At 59.6% G+C, this 19,705-nt stretch carries 16 protein-coding genes; 4 read left to right on the forward strand and 12 right to left on the reverse strand.

The window, feature by feature from the left end:
* Positions 1-36 precede the first annotated feature (36 nt).
* Both iscR and trmJ read right to left on the reverse strand, forming a co-directional pair.
* A complete protein-coding gene (iscR, locus tag ACQUTP_RS07710) occupies positions 37-528 on the reverse strand; it encodes a Fe-S cluster assembly transcriptional regulator IscR (RefSeq protein WP_002913993.1) in 492 nt (163 codons plus the stop codon).
* 252 nt (positions 529-780) lie between these two features.
* A complete protein-coding gene (gene trmJ / locus ACQUTP_RS07715) occupies positions 781-1,515 on the reverse strand; it encodes a tRNA (cytosine(32)/uridine(32)-2'-O)-methyltransferase TrmJ (protein WP_017900427.1) in 735 nt (244 codons plus the stop codon).
* Positions 1,516-1,635: 120 nt separating this feature from the next.
* Here trmJ and suhB point away from each other — a divergent pair, with 120 nt between their 5' ends.
* On the forward strand, positions 1,636-2,439 hold the full coding sequence (gene suhB / locus ACQUTP_RS07720; RefSeq protein ID WP_002913995.1) for an inositol-1-monophosphatase: 804 nt from the start codon (positions 1,636-1,638) through the stop codon (positions 2,437-2,439).
* Positions 2,440-2,485: 46 nt separating this feature from the next.
* On the opposite strand, the gene ACQUTP_RS07725 is transcribed toward suhB, so the two are convergent.
* The 3 genes from ACQUTP_RS07725 to ACQUTP_RS07735 all read right to left on the reverse strand — a co-directional run bounded on the left by ACQUTP_RS07725 (position 2,486) and on the right by ACQUTP_RS07735 (position 5,031).
* Entirely contained in the window at positions 2,486-3,322 is an 837-nt protein-coding gene (locus tag ACQUTP_RS07725; protein WP_108450913.1) for a hypothetical protein, read from the reverse strand.
* A 99-nt stretch (positions 3,323-3,421) separates the two neighbouring features.
* Positions 3,422-4,402: a nickel/cobalt transporter gene (locus ACQUTP_RS07730; RefSeq protein ID WP_109882554.1), complete on the reverse strand. Its 981-nt coding sequence runs from the start codon at positions 4,400-4,402 to the stop codon at positions 3,422-3,424.
* Entirely contained in the window at positions 4,393-5,031 is a 639-nt protein-coding gene (locus ACQUTP_RS07735) for a DUF1007 family protein (protein ID WP_004201860.1), read from the reverse strand. Before ACQUTP_RS07735 ends, ACQUTP_RS07730 begins: the two co-directional genes overlap by 10 nt.
* Before the next feature lie 124 nt (positions 5,032-5,155).
* Here ACQUTP_RS07735 and csiE point away from each other — a divergent pair, with 124 nt between their 5' ends.
* Complete coding sequence (csiE, locus tag ACQUTP_RS07740) at positions 5,156-6,433, forward strand: stationary phase inducible protein CsiE (RefSeq protein ID WP_017900424.1); 1,278 nt, start codon at positions 5,156-5,158, stop codon at positions 6,431-6,433.
* Here csiE and ACQUTP_RS07745 read toward each other — a convergent pair.
* The gene (locus ACQUTP_RS07745) at positions 6,430-7,566 is read right to left on the reverse strand and encodes a 3-phenylpropionate MFS transporter (protein WP_109882555.1); all 1,137 of its coding nucleotides are present in this window, start codon (positions 7,564-7,566) and stop codon (positions 6,430-6,432) included. The genes csiE and ACQUTP_RS07745 overlap by 4 nt on opposite strands.
* Positions 7,567-7,866: 300 nt before the next feature.
* Between ACQUTP_RS07745 and ACQUTP_RS07750 the strand changes: the two genes are divergently transcribed.
* Positions 7,867-8,289 carry a DoxX family protein gene (locus ACQUTP_RS07750; protein ID WP_004201855.1) on the forward strand — a complete coding sequence of 141 codons (423 nt, stop codon included), beginning with the start codon at positions 7,867-7,869 and terminating at the stop codon, positions 8,287-8,289.
* Between the two features lie 55 nt (positions 8,290-8,344).
* Here ACQUTP_RS07750 and glyA read toward each other — a convergent pair whose 3' ends face one another.
* Positions 8,345-9,598 carry a serine hydroxymethyltransferase gene (gene glyA / locus ACQUTP_RS07755; protein WP_002914027.1) on the reverse strand — a complete coding sequence of 418 codons (1,254 nt, stop codon included), beginning with the start codon at positions 9,596-9,598 and terminating at the stop codon, positions 8,345-8,347.
* A 325-nt stretch (positions 9,599-9,923) separates the two neighbouring features.
* Between glyA and hmpA the strand changes: the two genes are divergently transcribed.
* Complete coding sequence (gene hmpA / locus ACQUTP_RS07760; protein ID WP_109882556.1) at positions 9,924-11,114, forward strand: NO-inducible flavohemoprotein; 1,191 nt, start codon at positions 9,924-9,926, stop codon at positions 11,112-11,114.
* 74 nt (positions 11,115-11,188) lie between these two features.
* Here hmpA and glnB read toward each other — a convergent pair whose 3' ends face one another.
* The 5 genes from glnB to purL form a co-directional block, all read right to left on the reverse strand.
* Positions 11,189-11,527: a nitrogen regulatory protein P-II gene (gene glnB, locus ACQUTP_RS07765; protein ID WP_002914032.1), complete on the reverse strand. Its 339-nt coding sequence runs from the start codon at positions 11,525-11,527 to the stop codon at positions 11,189-11,191.
* A gap of 65 nt (positions 11,528-11,592) precedes the next feature.
* A complete protein-coding gene (gene glrR, locus ACQUTP_RS07770; RefSeq protein WP_004201849.1) occupies positions 11,593-12,930 on the reverse strand; it encodes a two-component system response regulator GlrR in 1,338 nt (445 codons plus the stop codon).
* A complete protein-coding gene (qseG, locus tag ACQUTP_RS07775) occupies positions 12,917-13,603 on the reverse strand; it encodes a two-component system QseEF-associated lipoprotein QseG (RefSeq protein WP_004201847.1) in 687 nt (228 codons plus the stop codon). The genes glrR and qseG overlap by 14 nt, the downstream gene beginning before the upstream one ends.
* Before the next feature lie 29 nt (positions 13,604-13,632).
* Positions 13,633-15,054: a sensor histidine kinase gene (locus tag ACQUTP_RS07780; RefSeq protein WP_004201845.1), complete on the reverse strand. Its 1,422-nt coding sequence runs from the start codon at positions 15,052-15,054 to the stop codon at positions 13,633-13,635.
* A gap of 592 nt (positions 15,055-15,646) precedes the next feature.
* Positions 15,647-19,534 (reverse strand): phosphoribosylformylglycinamidine synthase, encoded by a 3,888-nt coding sequence (purL, locus tag ACQUTP_RS07785; protein WP_043520116.1) that lies wholly within the window; start codon positions 19,532-19,534, stop codon positions 15,647-15,649.
* Positions 19,535-19,705 lie beyond the last annotated feature (171 nt).

Raw genomic sequence — 19,705 nt, forward strand, 5'->3', positions numbered from 1 at the left:
GCCCTGTCAGCCGCAGCCCGAAACGGGACGGGTCACTCAGGCGCGCAGTTTAACGTCGATCGCGTCCTGGGTGCGCGCATTGCGCTGGGTTTCGTGCTGATGCTGACGACCGGAAACATCGAGGATCTCCTGGTTATTCACCAGTTCTCCGAGGGTGATATTGTTCAGGAAGCCGGTCAGGCGCTCGCTCAGATCGCGCCACAGCGCGTGAGTCAGGCATTTATCGCCGCCCTGACAGCCGCCCTTGCCCTGGCAACGGGTGGCATCAACGGATTCGTCCACGGCGCTGATGACTTCGCCGACGGCGATACTGCCGGCATCTTTACCTAACAGATAACCACCGCCTGGGCCACGAACGCTGGAAACCAGGCCATTTTTACGCAGGCGAGAGAACAGCTGTTCCAGATAGGAAAGCGAAATTCCCTGACGCTCTGAAATATCTGCCAACGGCACCGGGCCCGTTTCAGAGTTGAGCGCAACGTCAAGCATCGCGGTCACGGCATAACGCCCTTTAGATGTCAGTCTCATGTCTTACTTAACCTCAAACTCGCCCCTGGCCGGGCTTTTTATTAATATGGGTATTGCATAGCAGGGCCAAGTCTGACATTCCCGAGTAATTTGGTCAACTATTTACTTGACTGTTTTAGTCAGGTATTTGGCTTTCCGTGCCGTTATTAATTTCGAGCCGCTCCCGGGGTCGGCCAAAGGCCTCGCCCGGGCTACAACAGAGATGTAGATTCGTAGGCCGGATAAGCGAAGCGCCATCCGGCGTTAACGCTCTTACTTACCTTTATTCTGCTGCTCAATAGACGCCAGCATGCCGCGCAGGATGTTCAGCTCCTGGCTTTCCGGACGTGCGCGGGTGAACAGACGACGCAGCTTGTTCATCACCTGCCCCGGATGATTCGGGCGGATAAAGCCCGTCGCCAGCAGCGTCTGCTCAAGATGGTCGTAGAATCGCTCGAGATCGTCCACCAGCGGGTACGGCGCCTCTTCATGTTCAACCGCCGGCTGCGCTTGCTCCTGCGCCGCCAGCCAGGCCATCCGCACTTCATAGGCGATAACCTGCACCGCCATCGCCAGGTTCAGCGAGCTGTACTCCGGGTTGGCGGCGATGGCCACATGGTAGTGACACTTCTGCAGTTCATCGTTAGTCAGGCCAACGCGCTCGCGGCCAAACACCAGCGCCACCGGCGCATGCTGGCCTTCGGCGATGCTTTTCAGACCGCATTCGCGCGGGTCGAGCATCGGCCACGGCAGCGTGCGGGAGCGCGCGCTGGTGCCAACCACCAGGCTACAGCCCGCCAGCGCTTCATCAAGGGTATCGACGATCTGCGCGTTGCCAATGACGTCGCTGGCGCCCGCAGCCAGAGCAATGGCCTGGGAATCAGGCTTCACCAGCGGATTGACCAGCCACAGGTTGGTTAAGCCCATGGTTTTCATCGCGCGGGCAACGGAGCCCATATTGCCGGTGTGGGAAGTTTCTACCAGTACGATTCGAATATTTTGCAGCATTATGGTTCTTCGGCTAAAGATTATTCGGGCATGCTACCATAAAACGGAGACATAAGCAGATTTCGCTGTTATTATATGCGCCGTTTTTTCCCGTTCTTTAACATCCAGTGAGAGAGACCGATGCATCCGATGCTGAACATCGCCGTGCGCGCCGCGCGCAAGGCGGGTAATTTAATTGCCAAACACTACGAAACGCCAGACACCGTAGAAACCAGCCAGAAAGGCAGCAATGATTTTGTGACCAACGTCGATAAAGCCGCCGAAGCGATTATTATCGAAACCATTCGCAAATCTTACCCGCAGCACACCATTATCACCGAAGAAAGCGGTGAACACGCTGGTGAAGAGCAGGATGTTCAATGGGTTATCGATCCACTGGATGGCACCACCAACTTCGTTAAACGTCTGCCGCACTTCTCTGTTTCCATCGCCGTACGCATCAAAGGCCGTACTGAAGTCGCGGTGGTTTACGATCCGATGCGTAACGAACTGTTCACCGCGACCCGCGGCCAGGGCGCGCAGCTGAACGGCTACCGTCTGCGCGGCAGCAACGCTCGCGACCTCGACGGCACCATCATCGCGACCGGCTTCCCGTTCAAGGCGAAGCAGCACGCCACCACTTACATGAATATTCTCGGCAACATGTTCACCGAATGCGCCGATTTCCGCCGTACCGGCTCCGCCGCACTGGATCTGGCCTACGTTGCCGCCGGCCGCGTTGACGGTTACTTTGAAATCGCCCTGAAACCATGGGATTTCGCCGCAGGCGAGCTGATCGCTCGTGAAGCAGGCGCTATCGTGTGCGACTTCACCGGCGGTCATAACTATATGCTGACGGGCAACATCGTTGCCGGTAACCCGCGCGTGGTAAAAGCGATGCTGGCGAACATGCGCGAGCAGCTGAGCGATGCGCTGAAGCGTTAATCTCTTACTGATGTCAAAAAGGAAGCCGCGGCTTCCTTTTTTTATGTCATGACAGCATCCTCAGGATCTGGCGAATCACCGCATTACCGCCAATACAGAGCACCGTCAGGCCGCTAAATAAAGCCAGCGGTCCGCGCCAGCGCAGGCAGCCCTGCGGCCCCAGCCAGCACCGGAAACACAGCGCTATTCCTACCGTCGCCAGGCGAGCGAGCAGCACGCCCACCATCGCCGGAACCAGCAGCAGCCATCCCCACAGCGGCAGCTCATACTGCTGCGCACTGAGTAAAATCCATACCAGCTGAAACGGCAGATAAAAACTCAGGGCAACGATCAGCGGAATGCGAATATTGCCTGCCGGTGCGGCAACGCCTTTAACGCCGCGCCAGCCGTCGCGCAGCAGTATTGCTGCCAGCACCAGCGTGGCCAGATAGCAAACGTCGTTACAGATGCCCGCAATCTGCATTAGCCTGTCGCTGCTTAGCTTACTCATAAACGCGAAACGCCAGAAAATGATCACCAGAAAACCCAACTGCAACGCCCAGCTGCGCAGGATCCAGTCGACCATCTCCCGCGGCGAGGGTTGGTTATGCACAGCCCAGGCGACGATGGGCAGTTTACTGTGTCCGGGATGGCAAAAGGCCAGCACGAAGCCTGACAGCGTCAGGGTGGCGTAGGCCACCAGCGGGATATCCGCGACACTCGTCACCCCGAATCGCATAACATACGGCATGGCGTGGTAGACGCGCACCAGATCGGACGGCCACCAGCTGGCCAGGGCTGGAAACCAGAAGACGATCGCCAGGCCCGCCAGCAGCCCGGCGGCGCCGGCGCAGCCATAATAGAACCGCCCGTTCTGCGCGGGAGAAACGATATTTGCGGCCATAGCGACTCCTTGTCATCCGCCGAAAAGCGGAAAACTAGAGCATCGCCGCGTCAGCGGCAAGCGCCGGCGCCCACTTTCGGATTTGCGCCCGACGCCTGGCTAAAACGGACGGATCCCGCCGCCGGCCGGGACGGCGCTGAACCACATCACGCCTGCCGCCGCGAGCAAAATGACGCCGCCGGCCAGCGCCAGCGTCAGCCAGCCTACCTGGCGCCACAGCGGCGGTGCCTGATGCTGACCCAGCTTCACCGCCAGCTGGCGAAAACTGTGCACCAGCAGCGCCAGCGCCGTGATAGTCAATGAGGTCCCTGCCGCCATCGCCAGCGCCGCCGCCATCCCCCAGCTGAACACCCCGATCACTTTGCTGAACAGCAGGACCATGATCGCCCCCGAGCAGGGACGCATGCCCATCGACAGGACAATCACGGTGCGAGCCCGCCAGTCGTCGCCGGCCTGCAGCTGCTCCGGGGCCGGGAAATGCTGATGCCCGCAGCCGCAGTGTTCGTTATGAACATGATGCGGGGTGAACGCGGTAAACGTTGGCCGGCTCAGCAGCAGACGCAGCTTTTTCAGCGCCCGCCAGCAGAGCAGCAGACCTAACGCGCCCACCAGCAAATAGCTGCCCTTCTCCAGCCAGAAACTGCTGAGATGCAGCTGGCGCGCTGGCAGCTGCAGTAGCGCCAGCACCACCACCACCAGCGCGATAGCCACCAGCCCCTGCAACAAAGAGGCGGCCAGCGTCAGGTTAATACTCGATTTCAGCTTTGAGGGATGGGTGGCAAGCCAGGTCGTAATGACAATTTTGCCGTGGCCGGGCCCTAAGGCATGCAGCACCCCGTAAACGAAGCTGAATCCAAGCAGCGACAGCCCCGCCGCAGCCGGGTTCTCCGCCACCGCCTGCAGCAGGCGGCTGAGCTCCAGATTGAGCGCGCGCTGCCAGACCGCGCTCTGCATCAGCACCTGCGGCCAGGCCAGCCACAGCCAGATGCCGCCCGTTACGCTCACGGCCAGCAGCAGCGCCAGCGGCCACAGCGCTTTCCAGCGCGAAGTGCGCGTGCGCGGGGTAAAAATTACTGACATGTCAGCGTCACCTTCTGGGCAAAATAGCTGCCCAGCGCCATATCCTCAGGCGGCGCATCCGCTTTATCCAGCGACTGGGCGTATGAGAGCATTTTGTCATTCGGTTTTGGCGTCATCACCGTTGCCTTACAGACGGCCTGCAGCGCGGCGGGCAGGGAAAAATCGCTATCTTTGTCATAAAACATATCGACATAGTAGGTCGGATCGAAAGTGGAAAAGGTAAATGTCTGCCCGGCAACGGGTTGCGGCGTCGCCAGCGGCAGGGTGAAGGTCAGTACCGCCTGCAGGCCGTCGCGCTCAAGACCGTAGCCGTCGGGGCGATTGTCAAATTTCACCCGCTGGCCGTTGTGCCACAGCTCGCTGAAATAGTGCTGGCCGAGCACGTTGGCCATCACCTCCGCCGCCAGTTTTTTCCATACTTCGCTGCCCGGTTTAGCGTTTCCGGCGTCGTAAAGCAGATCCGAGGAGGTTATTTCATCCATTGTCCAGCGCATTTTAAAGGCGCTCAGCAGGCCGTCTTTGACCACCGGCTCGCTCTGCAAACTGATGAAGCTATGCGGATGCGCAGCGGCTGTCCATGATAAAACCATGAAAAACGCCGCGCTGGTGCATTGTTTCACTCTGTTCATCTGTTCCTCACGTGAAAAATTCTGTGAACTTCGCCAGCAATCCTGAGCTAAAGCGGGCGCACTTCCCTGCCCCCGCCGCCGTCATTGTCTATCCTTAGCGGAAACCCTAACTGGAACTTACCAGATGATGACCGTCATTGAACCACCATCTGCGCTTTCCAGTCCACAGCGCCGTAGCCAGGTGCTCCTGATGTTTTATCTGCCCGGACAGTCGGTAACGACTGAACGGCTTGGCAGAATCAACCTCGTTGATGAGACCACGGCCCGGCAGGATATCGAGGAGACCGGACGCGAAATTCAGCGTTACCACCGCCTGACCCTTCGGTCACAGGTGGACGGCAGCTATCGGATTGAAGGCGCCGCGCTCGACCAACGTTTATGCCTGCTGCATGCGCTGCGGCGGGGGCTGCGCCTGTGCCCGCAGTTCGTTAACCATCATTTTACCCCGGCGCTGAAAACGCAGCTTAAACAGGAAGGCATCGCCCGTACCTTGTACGATGATACCAACCTGCAGGCGCTGGTGAACCGTTGCGCGCGAGCGCTCAATCGCCAGTTCGACTGCCGGGACGTCCAGTTTCTGCGCCTGTACCTGCAGTACTGCCTGCTTGAGCATCACCGGGGCTATTCACCCGACTTCAATGATGAACAGCAACGCTGGGCGCAGACCGCCGCCGAGTTCACTCTGGCGCAGGAGATTGTCCGCCACTGGCAGCGCCGGGTCGGCGCTCCGCCGCATGTCGGAGAGCCTTTTTTCCTCTCGCTGCTGTTTATGATGCTCAAAACCCCCGATCCGCTTCGCGATGGTCACCCGCAGGATCGACGCCTGCGGCTGGCTATTTCCGGCCTGATCCACCGCTTTCAGATGCTCGCCGGCAGGTCGTTCAGTGACGAGCAGGGGCTGAGCGACCAGCTTTATATTCACTTGTCGCAGGCATTGATCCGCAGCGTGTTTGCCATCGGCATCGACAGCACGCTCACGGAGGAAGTGAGCCGGCTCTATCCTCGTTTACTACGCACCACCCAGGCGGCATTGAGCGAATTCGAGGAGGCCTGGCACGTCCGTTTTAATGAGGAAGAGACCAGCTTAATCGCGGTGATCTTTGGCGCCTGGCTGATGCAGAAAAGCGACCTGCATGAGAAGCAGGTTCTGCTGCTGACCGATGATAATCCGGATATGGAAGCGGCCCTGGAGCAGCAGCTGCGCGAACTGACGCTGCTGCCGCTGAATATCAAATACCAGAGCGTAGAGCGCTTTCAGAAGGAAGGCGCGCCCAAAGGGGTGACGCTTATCGTCACTCCCTATGCGACGGCGCTGCCGCTGTTTTCACCGCCGCTGATCCACGCGGAGAACTGCTTCACCGAACGCCAGCAGCAGCATATCTGCGCGATGCTCGAGGACTAGGCCGCCACCGCTTTTGGCCGTATAGCCATCGCCGGGAGCGTCAGCAGGGCCATCACCCAGAATACGCCCTGGTGCAGGTGCTGATAGAGGAAACCGGCGAAGACGGTCATGATGGCAATACTCCCGCCCATCGCCACCGCGGAGTAGACGGCCTGCAGGCGGATCACTTCGCTGCCCTGGCGGGCGGCGATATAGCGCATCGCCGCCAGATGACACACCGTAAAGGTCCCGCAGTGAAGGATCTGCGCGAGGATAAGCCCCGGCAGCGCTGTGGTCCAGCCCATCAGCGTCCAGCGAACCAGCCCGCACAGGGCAGAGAGCAGCAGCAGATCCCGCGCGCTAAAGCGGCGGAACACCTTTTTACTTAGCGCGAAGATCACCACTTCCGCCACCACACCTAACGACCACAGATAACCGACCGCCGAGGCAGAATAGCCGGCCTGCTGCCAGTAGATGGCGCTAAAGCCATAGTAGGCGGCGTGCGCCCCCTGCAGCAGACAAACGCAGGCGAGAAAGCGCCAGCTTTGGCGCACCAGCGTCAGCCAGGCCGCCATTCCGGCCCCCTGCTGCTGGCGCGACGCCCCCTGAGGCATCACCGACGGCTTAAGCAACATGCCGAGCAGCATCGAGGCGACGCCCAGGCTTAGCATCAGCAGGATCGCCCGGTAATCGAACAGGCTCACCAGCTTACCGGTCAGCGCCGAACCAATCACAAAGGCGATGGAGCCCCATAGCCGCACCCGGCCATAGTCCATGGTGATCTGCTTTTGCCAGGTATTGGCCAGAGCATCCGTCAGCGGCACCAGCGGTGAAAAGAACAGGTTGAAGCCGATGATAATCGCCAGCAGCCATGCCACGTGGCTGCCGGCCCAGAAGGCCAGCGCGAAGAGCAAGGTTAACAGCGCCAGCACGCGCAGCGCGGCGATCAGCCGGGAGGGGTCGCTCACCCGCGGGGCGATCAGCAGGCTGCCGAGAAAACGGGCCACCAGACCGGCGCCAAGCAAAATGCCGATGGTTTCCGGGGTCAGCCCGTTGCCGGCCAGCCAGACGCTCCAGAAGGGCAGAAAAATACCGTAGCTAAAAAAGTAAGTGAAATAACTGAGCGCCAGCCAGCGCGTGGAGTGCAAGACCATGATTTCCTCCCGAATGGTGGCGATAGTCTGGCGATAAACCCCATCGTGAGTAAACCTGTGTCTCACTCTCTATATGGAAGTTGAGTACATTTGTCTTTAAATCGTGACGCGCATCACGGAGCACTCCCCACTCCGTCACCGGTTGTATTAACTAAAATCCGATAACCGGGCATCAAAGTGCGACCAACGATACGGCGAAATCCTGATGAAACGAAGCGCGACATTATTATTTTCCTGCTATGGCGGCTGGCAACTTTGTGTATTACGTTTAAATCACACGTCTCTCATAACGAGCTGATTATGAACACACTCCGCTATTTTGATTTTGGCGCATCCCGCTCTCTGCTACTGCTCATCGCCCGCATCGCCGTGGTGGTTCTGTTTCTACTTTTTGGCTACCCCAAACTGCTGGGCTTTAGCGGTACGGTGCAATACATGGCCGCCTCCGGCGCGCCGATGCCGACCCTGGCGGCGATTATCGCCGTCATTATGGAAGTGCCTGCCGCGATTTTAATTGTGCTAGGCTTTTTCACCCGCCCGCTGGCGGTCATCTTTATTTTCTACACCCTGGGCACGGCGGTGATTGGCCATCACTACTGGGATATGACTGGCGATGCGGTATTGCCGAACATGATTAACTTCTGGAAAAACGTCAGCATCGCCGGTGCCTTCCTGCTGCTGGCAATCACCGGCCCCGGGGCAATCTCCCTCGACCGTCGCTAATCTGCAGATGCAAAAAAGGCCGCAAACGCGGCCTTTTTGATGTCAACGCTAACGCTTACGCGTAAACCGGGAAGCGGGCGCAGATATCCAGCACTTTGCCTTTCACGCGCTCAATGACCGCGTCGTCATTGATATTGTCCAGCACGTCACACATCCAGCCAGCCAGCTCTTTGACTTCCGCTTCTTTAAAGCCGCGACGAGTCACAGCCGGAGAACCGATGCGGATACCGGAGGTCACAAACGGGCTCTTCGGATCGTTCGGCACGCTGTTTTTGTTGACGGTGATGTTGGCGCGGCCCAGGGCGGCGTCAGCTTCTTTACCGGTCAGGTTTTTATCCACCAGGTCCAGCAGGAACAGATGGTTCTCAGTACCGCCAGACACCACTTTGTAGCCGCGGTTCAGGAACACTTCCACCATTGCTTTGGCGTTTTTCGCAACCTGCTGCTGGTAAACTTTAAACTCTGGCTCCATCGCTTCTTTCAGCGCCACCGCTTTCGCCGCGATAACGTGCATCAGCGGGCCGCCCTGCGCGCTTGGGAATACCGCAGAGTTCAGCTTCTTATACAGCTCTTCGCTACCGCCTTTCGCCAGGATCAGGCCGCCGCGCGGACCCGCCAGGGTTTTGTGGGTGGTGGTGGTCACGACGTGAGCATGCGGAACCGGGTTCGGGTATACGCCAGCGGCAATCAGGCCTGCCACGTGCGCCATATCGACGAACAGGTAAGCGCCGATGCTGTCAGCGATTTCACGCATTTTTGCCCAGTCAACGATACCGGAGTAAGCGGAGAAACCACCGATGATCATCTTCGGTTTGTGTTCCTGAGCCTGCTTCGCCATGTCGTCGTAGTCAATTTTGCCGGACTCATCAATACCGTAAGGGATGATGTTGTACAGTTTGCCGGAGAAGTTAACCGGGGAGCCGTGAGTCAGGTGGCCGCCCTGCGCCAGGTTCATACCGAGCACGGTGTCGCCCGGCTGCAGCAGCGCGGTGTAGACGGCAAAGTTAGCCTGGGAGCCGGAGTGCGGCTGGACGTTAGCATAGTCAGCGCCGAACAGCTCTTTCGCGCGGTCGATAGCCAGTTGCTCAACCACGTCGACGTATTCGCAGCCGCCGTAGTAACGCTTGCCCGGATATCCTTCAGCGTATTTGTTGGTCAGCTGAGAGCCCTGCGCCTGCATTACGCGCGGGCTGGTGTAGTTTTCGGAGGCGATCAGTTCGATGTGCTCTTCCTGACGTACTTTTTCCTGCTCCATAGCCTGCCACAGTTCGGCATCATAATCGGCAATGTTCATTTCACGCTTTAACATCCGCATCTCCTGACTCAGCTAACAATAAAATTTCGGCCTAAAAAGGCGGTCCGATTGGACAACGGCCCACAGTATAACCGAATCATTCTGTGATAACAGGTCTTGACAAAGGATTTTACGCAAACGTTTGGCTCCGCATGACACAAGGCTTTGAGCAATAACGCCTCTCTCAGTATCAACGGATTTCTTTTCAGGATTGTGATGCAAATTCTTCATGTTGTAACTGCAACGGCGGAAAGTGTTAAAGAACCATTTACAACGCAGGGTTATTTCCTTAAGATGCATTTAAAATACATCATTAAGATAACACCCAAGGAAGCACACTATGCTCGACGCTCAAACCATCGCTACGGTCAAAGCCACCATCCCTCTGCTGGTAGAGACTGGACCAAAGTTAACCGCCCATTTCTACGATCGGATGTTCGCGCATAACCCGGAGCTCAAAGAGATCTTCAATATGAGCAACCAGCGCAATGGCGACCAGCGAGAAGCGCTGTTCAACGCCATTGCCGCCTACGCCAGCAATATCGATAACCTGCCTGCCCTGCTGCCGGCGGTGGAAAAGATCGCCCAGAAACACACCAGCTTCCAGATCAAACCGGAGCAGTACAATATTGTTGGCAGCCATCTACTGGCGACCCTCGATGAAATGTTCAGTCCGGGCCAGGAAGTGCTCGATGCCTGGGGTAAAGCCTACGGGGTGTTGGCGAACGTCTTTATCGGCCGCGAAGCCGAGATCTATCAGCAAAACGCCAGTAAAACCGGCGGCTGGGAAGGGACTCGCGCGTTCCGCATCGTGAAGAAAACCCCGCGCAGCCAGCTTATCACCAGCTTTGAGCTCGAGCCGGTCGACGGCCAGCCGGTCGCCGATTACCAGCCTGGGCAGTATCTGGCCATCTGGCTGAAGCCGGAAGGCTTCGAATATCAGGAAATTCGCCAGTACTCCCTGACCCGCAAAGCGGACGGTAAGGGCTACCGCATCGCGGTTAAACGCGAGGAAGGCGGCCAGGTTTCCAGCTGGCTGCATAACCATGCCAGCGAAGGCGATGTGGTCTATCTGGCCGCCCCGGCGGGGGATTTCTTCCTTAATGTTGAGCCGCAGACGCCGGTCACCCTGATCTCCGGCGGCGTTGGGCAAACGCCGATGCTGGCGATGCTGGATGCGCTGGCGAAGAGCCATCATCAGGGTCAGGTGAACTGGCTCCATGCGGCGGAAAATGGCGAGGTCCACGCCTTTGCCGATGAGGTGCAGGCGCTCGGCGCGGCGCTGCCGGCGTTTACCGCTCACGTCTGGTATCGCAACCCGAGCGAGGCTGACCGTCAGGCAGGACGTTTTGATAGCGAAGGTTTGATGGATTTAGCGGCGGTGGCGGAAACTATTCGCGACCCGCAGATGCAGTATTATCTCTGCGGCCCGGTAGCGTTTATGCAGTTTGCAGCGAAGCAGCTGGTAGAATTAGGGGTCAATAAAGACCACATTCATTACGAATGCTTCGGCCCGCATAAGGTGCTGTAAGCCCCGACGCCGCGGGGATTTGTAGGCCGGGTAAGCGCAGCGCCACCCGGCAATACTGCAGCGAGCGGCGAGCGTTAAATCGCCGCGTCGTCTTCTTCGCCGGTACGGATACGAATGACCCGCGCCACGTCGAAGACAAAGATCTTGCCGTCACCGATTTTACCGGTCTGCGCGGTACGGATGATGGTATCCACACAGGTATCGACGATATCGTCGGTCACCACGATTTCAATTTTCACTTTCGGCAGAAAATCCACCATATACTCCGCGCCGCGGTAGAGTTCGGTGTGCCCTTTCTGGCGGCCAAAGCCTTTCACTTCCGTTACCGTCATCCCGGTGATGCCGACTTCGGCCAGCGCTTCACGCACGTCATCCAGTTTGAAAGGTTTAATAATCGCATCAATCTTTTTCATGGTGTTCCTGTCTTAGTCGCGTAACCGGTTGCTTACCGTATCATATCTTGCGCTATGTTGCGGAGCTACTCTTTAAAGTCATTGGCGTCGAGCTCATGGCGCGACAGCAGCTTATAGAATTCGGTGCGGTTGCGTCCAGCCATCCGCGCGGCGTGGGTGACGTTGCCCCTGGTAATCTGCAGCAGCTTGCGCAGGTAGTTCAGCTCAAACTGATTGCGCGCTTCCACGAAGGTCGGCAGCGCCGTGTTCTCGCCTTCCAGCGCCTGTTCCACCAGCGCATCGCCGATCACCGGCGACGAGGTCAGGGCCACGCACTGCTCAATCACGTTCACCAGCTGGCGCACATTGCCCGGCCATTTGGCGGCCATCAGCCGCTTCATTGCATCGCTGGAAAATGCCCGCACGAACGGCTTATGGCGATCGGCGGACTGACGCAGCAGATGGTTGGCCAACAGCGGAATATCTTCCGTGCGTTCGGAGAGCGGCGGGATCTTCAGGTTAACCACATTGAGGCGATAAAACAGATCTTCGCGAAACTCGCCGCGGGCCATCGCCTTCGGCAGGTCGCGGTGGGTGGCGGAGATGATCCGCACGTTGATCTCGATATCGCGGTTGCTGCCGAGCGGGCGAACCTTACGCTCCTGCAGGACGCGGAGCAGCTTCACCTGCAGGGCGACAGGCATATCGCCGATCTCGTCGAGAAACAGCGTGCCGCCTTCGGCGGCCTGGAATAACCCTTCGCGGTTGCTGACCGCGCCGGTAAAGGCGCCCCGAGCATGGCCGAACAGTTCGGACTCGAGCAGCTGTTCCGGCAGCGCGCCGCAGTTAATCGCCACGAAAGGCTTGTCATGACGCGGGCTGGCGTTGTGGATCGCCTGGGCGACTATCTCCTTACCGGTCCCGCTCTGGCCGTTAATCAGCACGCTGACGTCGGACTGCGCCACCATCCCAGCCTGCTCGAGCAGGCGCAGCATCAGCGGGCTGCGGGTGACAATCGCCTGGCGCCACGCTTCGTCGGTGGCTGGCGATCGCTGCTCCAGCGCCTCATCAATGGCTTTATACAAGGCGTCTTTATCAACTGGCTTGGTCAGGAAGCTGAAGACGCCCTGCTGGGTGGCCGCCACCGCGTCGGGGATCGAGCCATGGGCAGTGAGAATGATCACCGGCATGCCGGGCTGCCCCTTCTGGATCTCACTGAACAGCTGCAGGCCGTCCATTTCATCCATCCGCAGATCGCTAATCACCAGATCCACTTTCTCACGTCCCAGCACGCGCAGCGCTTCCGGTCCGCTCTCGGCGGTGACCACGCTATAGCCTTCGCTGACCAGACGCATGCCGAGCAGCTTCAGCAGCCCCGGATCGTCATCCACCAGCAGCAAACGCGCCGGTTTACGGATCGTCATGGATCACCTCCGGTACTTTTTCGCTGCCGAAATTGCCGCCCGGCTTGCGGCTGGAGAGCTGGCGTTCAATATCCGTCAGATTCTCCAGCTTACGGGTGGTCAGCTCCAGCTGCTGGCGCAGCGACTGCTCCTGCTGGCGCAACGTCTCCAGCTCGCTATCGCTGGACTGCTGAAGCTTCGCGTAGCGGGCTCGCTCCTCCACCAGCTGCAGTTGACGGGTCTGCCCGTCGCGCCAGAGCTGATATAGCGGGCGGACCTGAACGGCGATTTGCGGGCTGAAGGTGTCGAGACGCGCCACCAACTCGCGGCGCTCGTCAGGGGTAATTTTGGCATCGGCAAGCAGAATGCCGCGGCGGAATGCGTCCTGCCAGCTGTCGTCGGTATGGCGTTTCGCCTCCGCTCGCGCCTGCACCGGCGCGAGACGATCGGCGCAGTCAATGCCCCGCAGCCAGTAGAGGGGGTTTTTGTCGCTGGCATCGCTGCTGTGCGCCCAGATATCAGCGCAGTCCACGGCGACAAAATCGGCCACCTGGTGCTGCGCCTGCCCGGGGGCGGCGGCACCTTCCGCACTATGCGGCGAGAAGCCGGCGGAACACCCCGCCAGCGTCAGACAAGCAATGCCTGAGAGCAGCCATCCGCTAAGGGAACGGCGCCAGGCCAGGAATTGGGACATAGTTCCCCGATATCGATTCATTAGTTGGATTATTCCGGCGCTGAGGGAAGCGTAATGCGAAAACAGACCTGCCCGGCGGGGGCGTCAACCAGACTGAGCTCCCCTTGCATCTGACGGACGCAGTCGCGGGCGATGCTTAACCCCAGCCCACTGCCTTTAACGGCCCCCTTACGCTGGTGACTTCCCTGGTAAAAAGGCTCAAAAATCATATTCTTTTCCGCGGCCGGGATCGGTTCGCCGCTGTTGGCGACATCAATACGCACCTGCTCTCCGTGCCGGTAGCTATGGATACGAATGTTACCGGATTCAGCGCCATAGTGCACCGCATTGGAGTAGAGATTATCCATTACGCTTATCAATAACGCAGGCTCCGCCAGACAATGCCGCGCCCGCAGCGCCAGCTCGGTATGCATCAGTTTAGCCCGCGCAGGCAAACTGTGCGCCGCCACGACGTTTTCCACCAGCTCCACCAGGTCCACTGCTTCCCGGGCTACCGGGCCGTCGGCCTGTTTGCGGTTGTAGTCCAGCAGCTGTTCAATCAGCTTTTGCAGGTTGCGGCTGCTGCTGTCGAGGATCTCGACGATCTCCTGCTGCTCCGGCGTCAGCGGTCCGGCGACCCGGTCGGCCAACAGCTCGGTGCCTTCACGCATACTGGCCAGCGGGGTTTTAAGCTCATGCGACAGATGGCGAAGAAACTGATGCCGCTGCGACTCCAGCCATGCCAGGCGCTCGCTGAGCCAGATGATGCGCTTGCCCACCGAGCGCAGCTCGCGCGGGCCAGTAAACAATGCCGCGTCGTCCAGCGACTTCCCTGCGCCCAGCTGATTGATCATTCTTTCGATACCTTTCACCGGGCCGATGATCATGCGGGTGAAAAGCAGCACCAGCGCCAGGCTCAGCAGAAACAGCACCAGCGCCTGCCAGCCGAAAAACTGGCCGCGCTCGGCAATCTCCTGCTGCAGCTGCTGGCCGCGGGAATAGACCACCGCCCGGGTCGCCTGGACCATGTCGCTGTTATTACTGGCGAAAACTTCCAGTCTGGCGGCTGCCTCGGCGTCAGGGCCGCTGTTGTTACACTGCAGCTGCGCCAGATCGCTGACATCCTGGCGCAGCGCCTGCCAGAGCTTTTCGTCCGGCAACACGCCGGCGTGCGCGTCCAGCATCTGGCTGTAGCGCTGCCGCTGGTTTTGATAGACGCGCGCCAGCGTCGGATCGTCCAGCACGCAGTACTGGCGATAGCTGCGTTCCATCTCCAGCGCGGCATTGATCATCGCCTCACTGCGGCGGGCATCGACCAGCGTCGTACGGTTGATATGCGCCGCCTGGGCGCTGAGGGCATTGAGGCTCTGCCAGGCCTGCCAGGCCAGCACCAGTAACGGCAGCAGGATCAGCACAAAGGAGAGCGTCACCAGCTGACGCAGCGAACGGGGAAAAAGAGAGAGTCGCTTCAAAGGTGTGGTCTCAATCATTAGCTCTGGTCGATGCTAACTGAGGAGCGCGCCGGAGAAAAGCGATACCCGTCGCCACGGCGCCCCAGAAACAACAAAGCCAGGCGCAAGGCCTGGCTTTGTTCAGGAATGAGGCGGTGCCTTACTCGACGTTTCGCCCGATGTCTGATAAAGCCAGGCTATTATCAGGAGTTGGACGGCAGGCACCTGTTTGTGCGTCATTCGAAGTTTATGTAGCGCGTCCCGAAGGGGCTGACATAAGAAGGTGAATGAGCCACTGGTTATTATTATGCATGAACTATGCCACCTTTCCAAACATTTTATTAACACATTGATATATATGGCTTTAACCATAAAAGCCAGCCACCCCAGCACAGTACACTTTTTATCCATAGCGTCGCCAATTAGCGACACCAAATGTATCCCAAGTTACTCATCATTTAAATCAATAACTTAAGTGTCGCCTTTTGACGACACCGCAATATGCCGGTTGTCGGTGATTCCCGACACCCTGGCGTGCCGGCCGTCACAGATAAAAAAAAGCCCCCTGCCTGAGCAGGGGGCCGATACGTTCGCGTGACACGCTTCGGGAAGATTAACCCAGCTGTTTACGCGCGTTGCGGAAGATACGCATCCACGGGCTGTCTTCGCCCCAGTTTTCCGGGTGCCAGGAGTTGCTTACGGTGCGGAAGACGCGTTCCGGGTGCGGCATCATGATGGTCGCGCGCCCGCTTTCGCTGGTCACGGCGGTGATACCGTTCGGGGAACCGTTCGGGTTCGCCGGATAGGTTTCGGTCACTTTGCCGAAGTTATCCACGAAGCGCAGCGCCACCAGGCCTTTGCTCTCCAGCTGGGCCAGATGCGCGCTGTCGCGCACTTCCACCTGCCCTTCGCCGTGGGAGACGGCAATCGGCATCCGCGAGCCAACCATGCCTTCCAGCAGCAGAGACGGGCTTTGCGTCACTTCCACCAGGCTGAAGCGCGCTTCAAAGCGGTCAGACTGGTTGCGCACAAAGCGCGGCCACAGGTCGCTGCCCGGGATCAGCTCGCGCAGGTTGGACATCATCTGACAGCCGTTGCACACGCCGAGCGCCAGGGTCTGCGGACGATGGAAGAAGGTCGCGAACTCATCGCGCACGCGCTCGTTGAACAGAATCGACTTCGCCCAGCCTTCGCCTGCCCCCAGCACGTCGCCGTAGGAGAAGCCGCCGCAGGCCACCAGGGCATGGAAATCGCCCAGACCGGTGCGGCCCGCCAGCAGGTCGCTCATATGCACGTCGATGGCGTCAAAGCCGGCGCGATGGAAGGCTGCCGCCATTTCAACGTGAGAGTTCACCCCCTGCTCGCGCAGGACGGCCACTTTCGGACGCGCGCCGGTGGCAATGTACGGCGCGGCGACGTCGTCATTAATATCAAACGAGAGCTTCACATTAAGGCCCGGATCGGCGTCGTTGGCTTTCGCCTCGTGCTCCTGATCGGCGCAGGCCGGGTTGTCGCGCAGACGCTGCATCTGCCAGGTGGTTTCCGCCCACCACATGCGCAGCGTGGTGCGGCTTTCGCTAAACACCGTCTGACCGCCGGCGGTCAGCACGAAGCGATCGCCCTCGACCGCTTTACCGAGGTAATGCACACAGTCCGCCAAACCGTTAACCGCCAGAATGGCTTCCACCGCCTCACGGTCTGCGGCGCGGACCTGGATCACCGCCCCCAGCTCTTCGTTGAACAGCGCCGCCAGACGGTCGTCGCCCAGCGCGGCGATATCCGCCTCCACACCGCAGTGGCCGGTAAAGGCCATTTCCGCCAGGGTGACCAGCAGGCCGCCGTCGGAGCGGTCGTGGTAGGCCAGCAGTTTACGCTGCGCCACCAGGGCCTGCATCGCATCCCAGAAGCCTTTCAGCTGCGCGACATCGCGCACGTCAGCCGGCTTGTCGCCGAGCTGGCGATAGACCTGCGCCAGCGCCGTCGCGCCCAGCGCGTTGTGCCCTTTACCGAGGTCGATCAACAGCAGGGCGTTATCTTCCGTCGAGAGCTGCGGCGTGACGGTATGACGAACATCTTCGACACGGGCGAAGGCGGAGATCACCAGCGACAGCGGAGAGGTCATCTCACGCTGCTCGCTGCCTTCCTGCCAGCGGGTTTTCATCGACATTGAGTCTTTGCCGACCGGAATGGTCAGGCCCAGCGCCGGGCACAGCTCTTCGCCCACCGCTTTCACCGCCTCATACAGGCCAGCGTCTTCGCCCGGGTGGCCGGCAGCGGCCATCCAGTTAGCCGACAGCTTCACGCGGTTCAGCTCGCCAATCTGCGTGGCGGCGATGTTGGTCAGCGCTTCGCCAACCGCCAGACGGCCGGAGGCGGCGAAGTCCAGCAGAGCAACCGGGGCGCGCTCGCCCATCGCCATCGCTTCGCCGTAGTAGCTGTCGAGGCTGGCGGTGGTTACCGCGCAGTTGGCCACCGGGATCTGCCACGGGCCGACCATCTGGTCGCGAGCGACCATGCCGGTCACGGTGCGATCGCCGATGGTCACGAGGAAGGTTTTCTCGGCCACCGTCGGCAGGTGCAGTACGCGGTTAACCGCGTCGGCGATGGTGATCGGTTGGCGATCCAGCGCGCTGCCCTGGGCTTTCAGAGTCTGCACGTCGCGGGTCATTTTCGGCGTTTTACCAAGCAGGACGTCCAGCGGCAGATCGATCGGCTGATCGTTAAAGTGGCTGTCGCTCAGGCTCAGGTGCTGCTCGGCGGTGGCTTCGCCGATAACCGCATAAGGCGCGCGCTCGCGGCGGCACAGCTCGTCGAACAGCGGCAGTTGCTCCGGGGCGACCGCCAGGACATAACGTTCCTGCGATTCGTTACACCAGATCTCCAGCGGGCTCATGCCTGGCTCATCGCTCAGGATATCGCGCAGCTGGAATTTACCGCCGCGGCCGCCGTCGCTAACCAGCTCCGGCATGGCGTTGGAGAGACCGCCGGCGCCGACGTCGTGGATAAACAGGATCGGGTTGGCGTCGCCCAGCTGCCAGCAGCGGTCGATCACCTCCTGACAGCGACGCTCCATTTCCGGGTTGTCACGCTGGACGGAGGCGAAATCGAGGTCGGCATCGGACTGACCGGAGGCCATGGAAGACGCCGCGCCGCCGCCGAGGCCGATGTTCATCGCCGGGCCGCCCAGCACGATCAGCTTCGCGCCGACGGTAATCTCGCCCTTCTGCACGTGCTCGCCGCGGATGTTGCCGATACCGCCGGCCAGCATGATCGGTTTGTGGTAGCCGCGCAGCTCTTCGCCGTTATGGCTGGTGACTTTCTCTTCATAGGTGCGGAAGTAGCCGTTCAGCGCCGGACGACCAAATTCGTTGTTAAACGCCGCGCCGCCCAGCGGGCCTTCGGTCATGATGTCCAGGGCGGTGACGATGCGATCCGGTTTCCCGAAATCTTCTTCCCACGGCTGTTCGAAGCCCGGGATGCGCAGGTTGGAAACCGAGAAGCCCACCAGACCCGCTTTCGGCTTCGCGCCGCGGCCGGTGGCGCCTTCATCGCGGATCTCGCCGCCGGAGCCGGTTGCCGCGCCCGGCCATGGGGAGATGGCCGTCGGGTGGTTATGGGTTTCCACCTTCATCAGAATGTGCGCCGGCTCCTGATGGAAGTCGTAGCGCCCGGTCTGGTGGTCGGCAAAATAGCGCCCCACTTCAGACCCTTCCATCACCGCGGCGTTGTCTTTATAGGCCGACAGGACGTAGTCCGGCGTTTTTTCGAAGGTGTTTTTGATCATTTTGAACAGCGACTTCGGCTGCTGTTCGCCGTCGATGATCCAGTCGGCGTTGAAAATCTTGTGGCGACAGTGCTCTGAGTTCGCCTGGGCGAACATGTACAGCTCGATGTCGTTCGGATTGCGTCCCAGACGGGTAAACGCGTCCTGCAGGTAGTCAATTTCGTCATCTGCCAGCGCCAGACCCAAACGGAGGTTGGCGTCAATCAGCGCCTGACGCCCTTCGCCCAGCAGGTCAACGCTGGTCACCGGCGTCGGCTGATGGTGAGCGAACAGCTTTTCGCCCGCTTCCAGCGCGTCGAAGACGCTCTCCATCATGCGGTCGTGCAGTTCCGCCGCCACCGCGGTCCACTGCGCTTCGCTCAGGGTCGAGGCTTCAACATAATACGCCACGCCGCGCTCCAGACGCACAACCTGAGCCAGGCCGCAGTTATGGGCGATATCGGTAGCTTTAGAAGACCAGGGAGAGATGGTGCCAGGGCGAGGGGTCACGAGCAGTAATTTACCGGTCGGGGTATGGCTGTTTAAGCTCGGGCCATATTTAAGCAGTCGCGCCAGGCGCTCGCGATCGTCAGCGCTCAGCGGGGCGTTCAGATCGGCAAAATGAATATACTCGGCGTATATGGCGCTTACCGGAAGGTTGGCCGCCTGAAATCGTGCCAGCAGTTTATTAATACGGAATGCCGACAGTGCAGGTGAACCACGCAAAATTTCCATCATAAGTCTCTCGTCTTCGAAGCTTTCAGGGTGAGCCAGGGGGGGAAACGGGCGTCATTATAGTGAATCCTGCGCCCCGACGAAACCGTTTGCGTAGAAATAAAATCATTGATGCTGTTTATCAATAAATGTGACGCCTATCGCGAATAAGTTGCCAACTGGCGCATTCTTAAG

This window comes from Klebsiella sp. 2-CIP_Kleb. (assembly GCF_050378715.1).
Taxonomy (GTDB): Bacteria; Pseudomonadota; Gammaproteobacteria; order Enterobacterales; family Enterobacteriaceae; genus Klebsiella; species Klebsiella quasipneumoniae.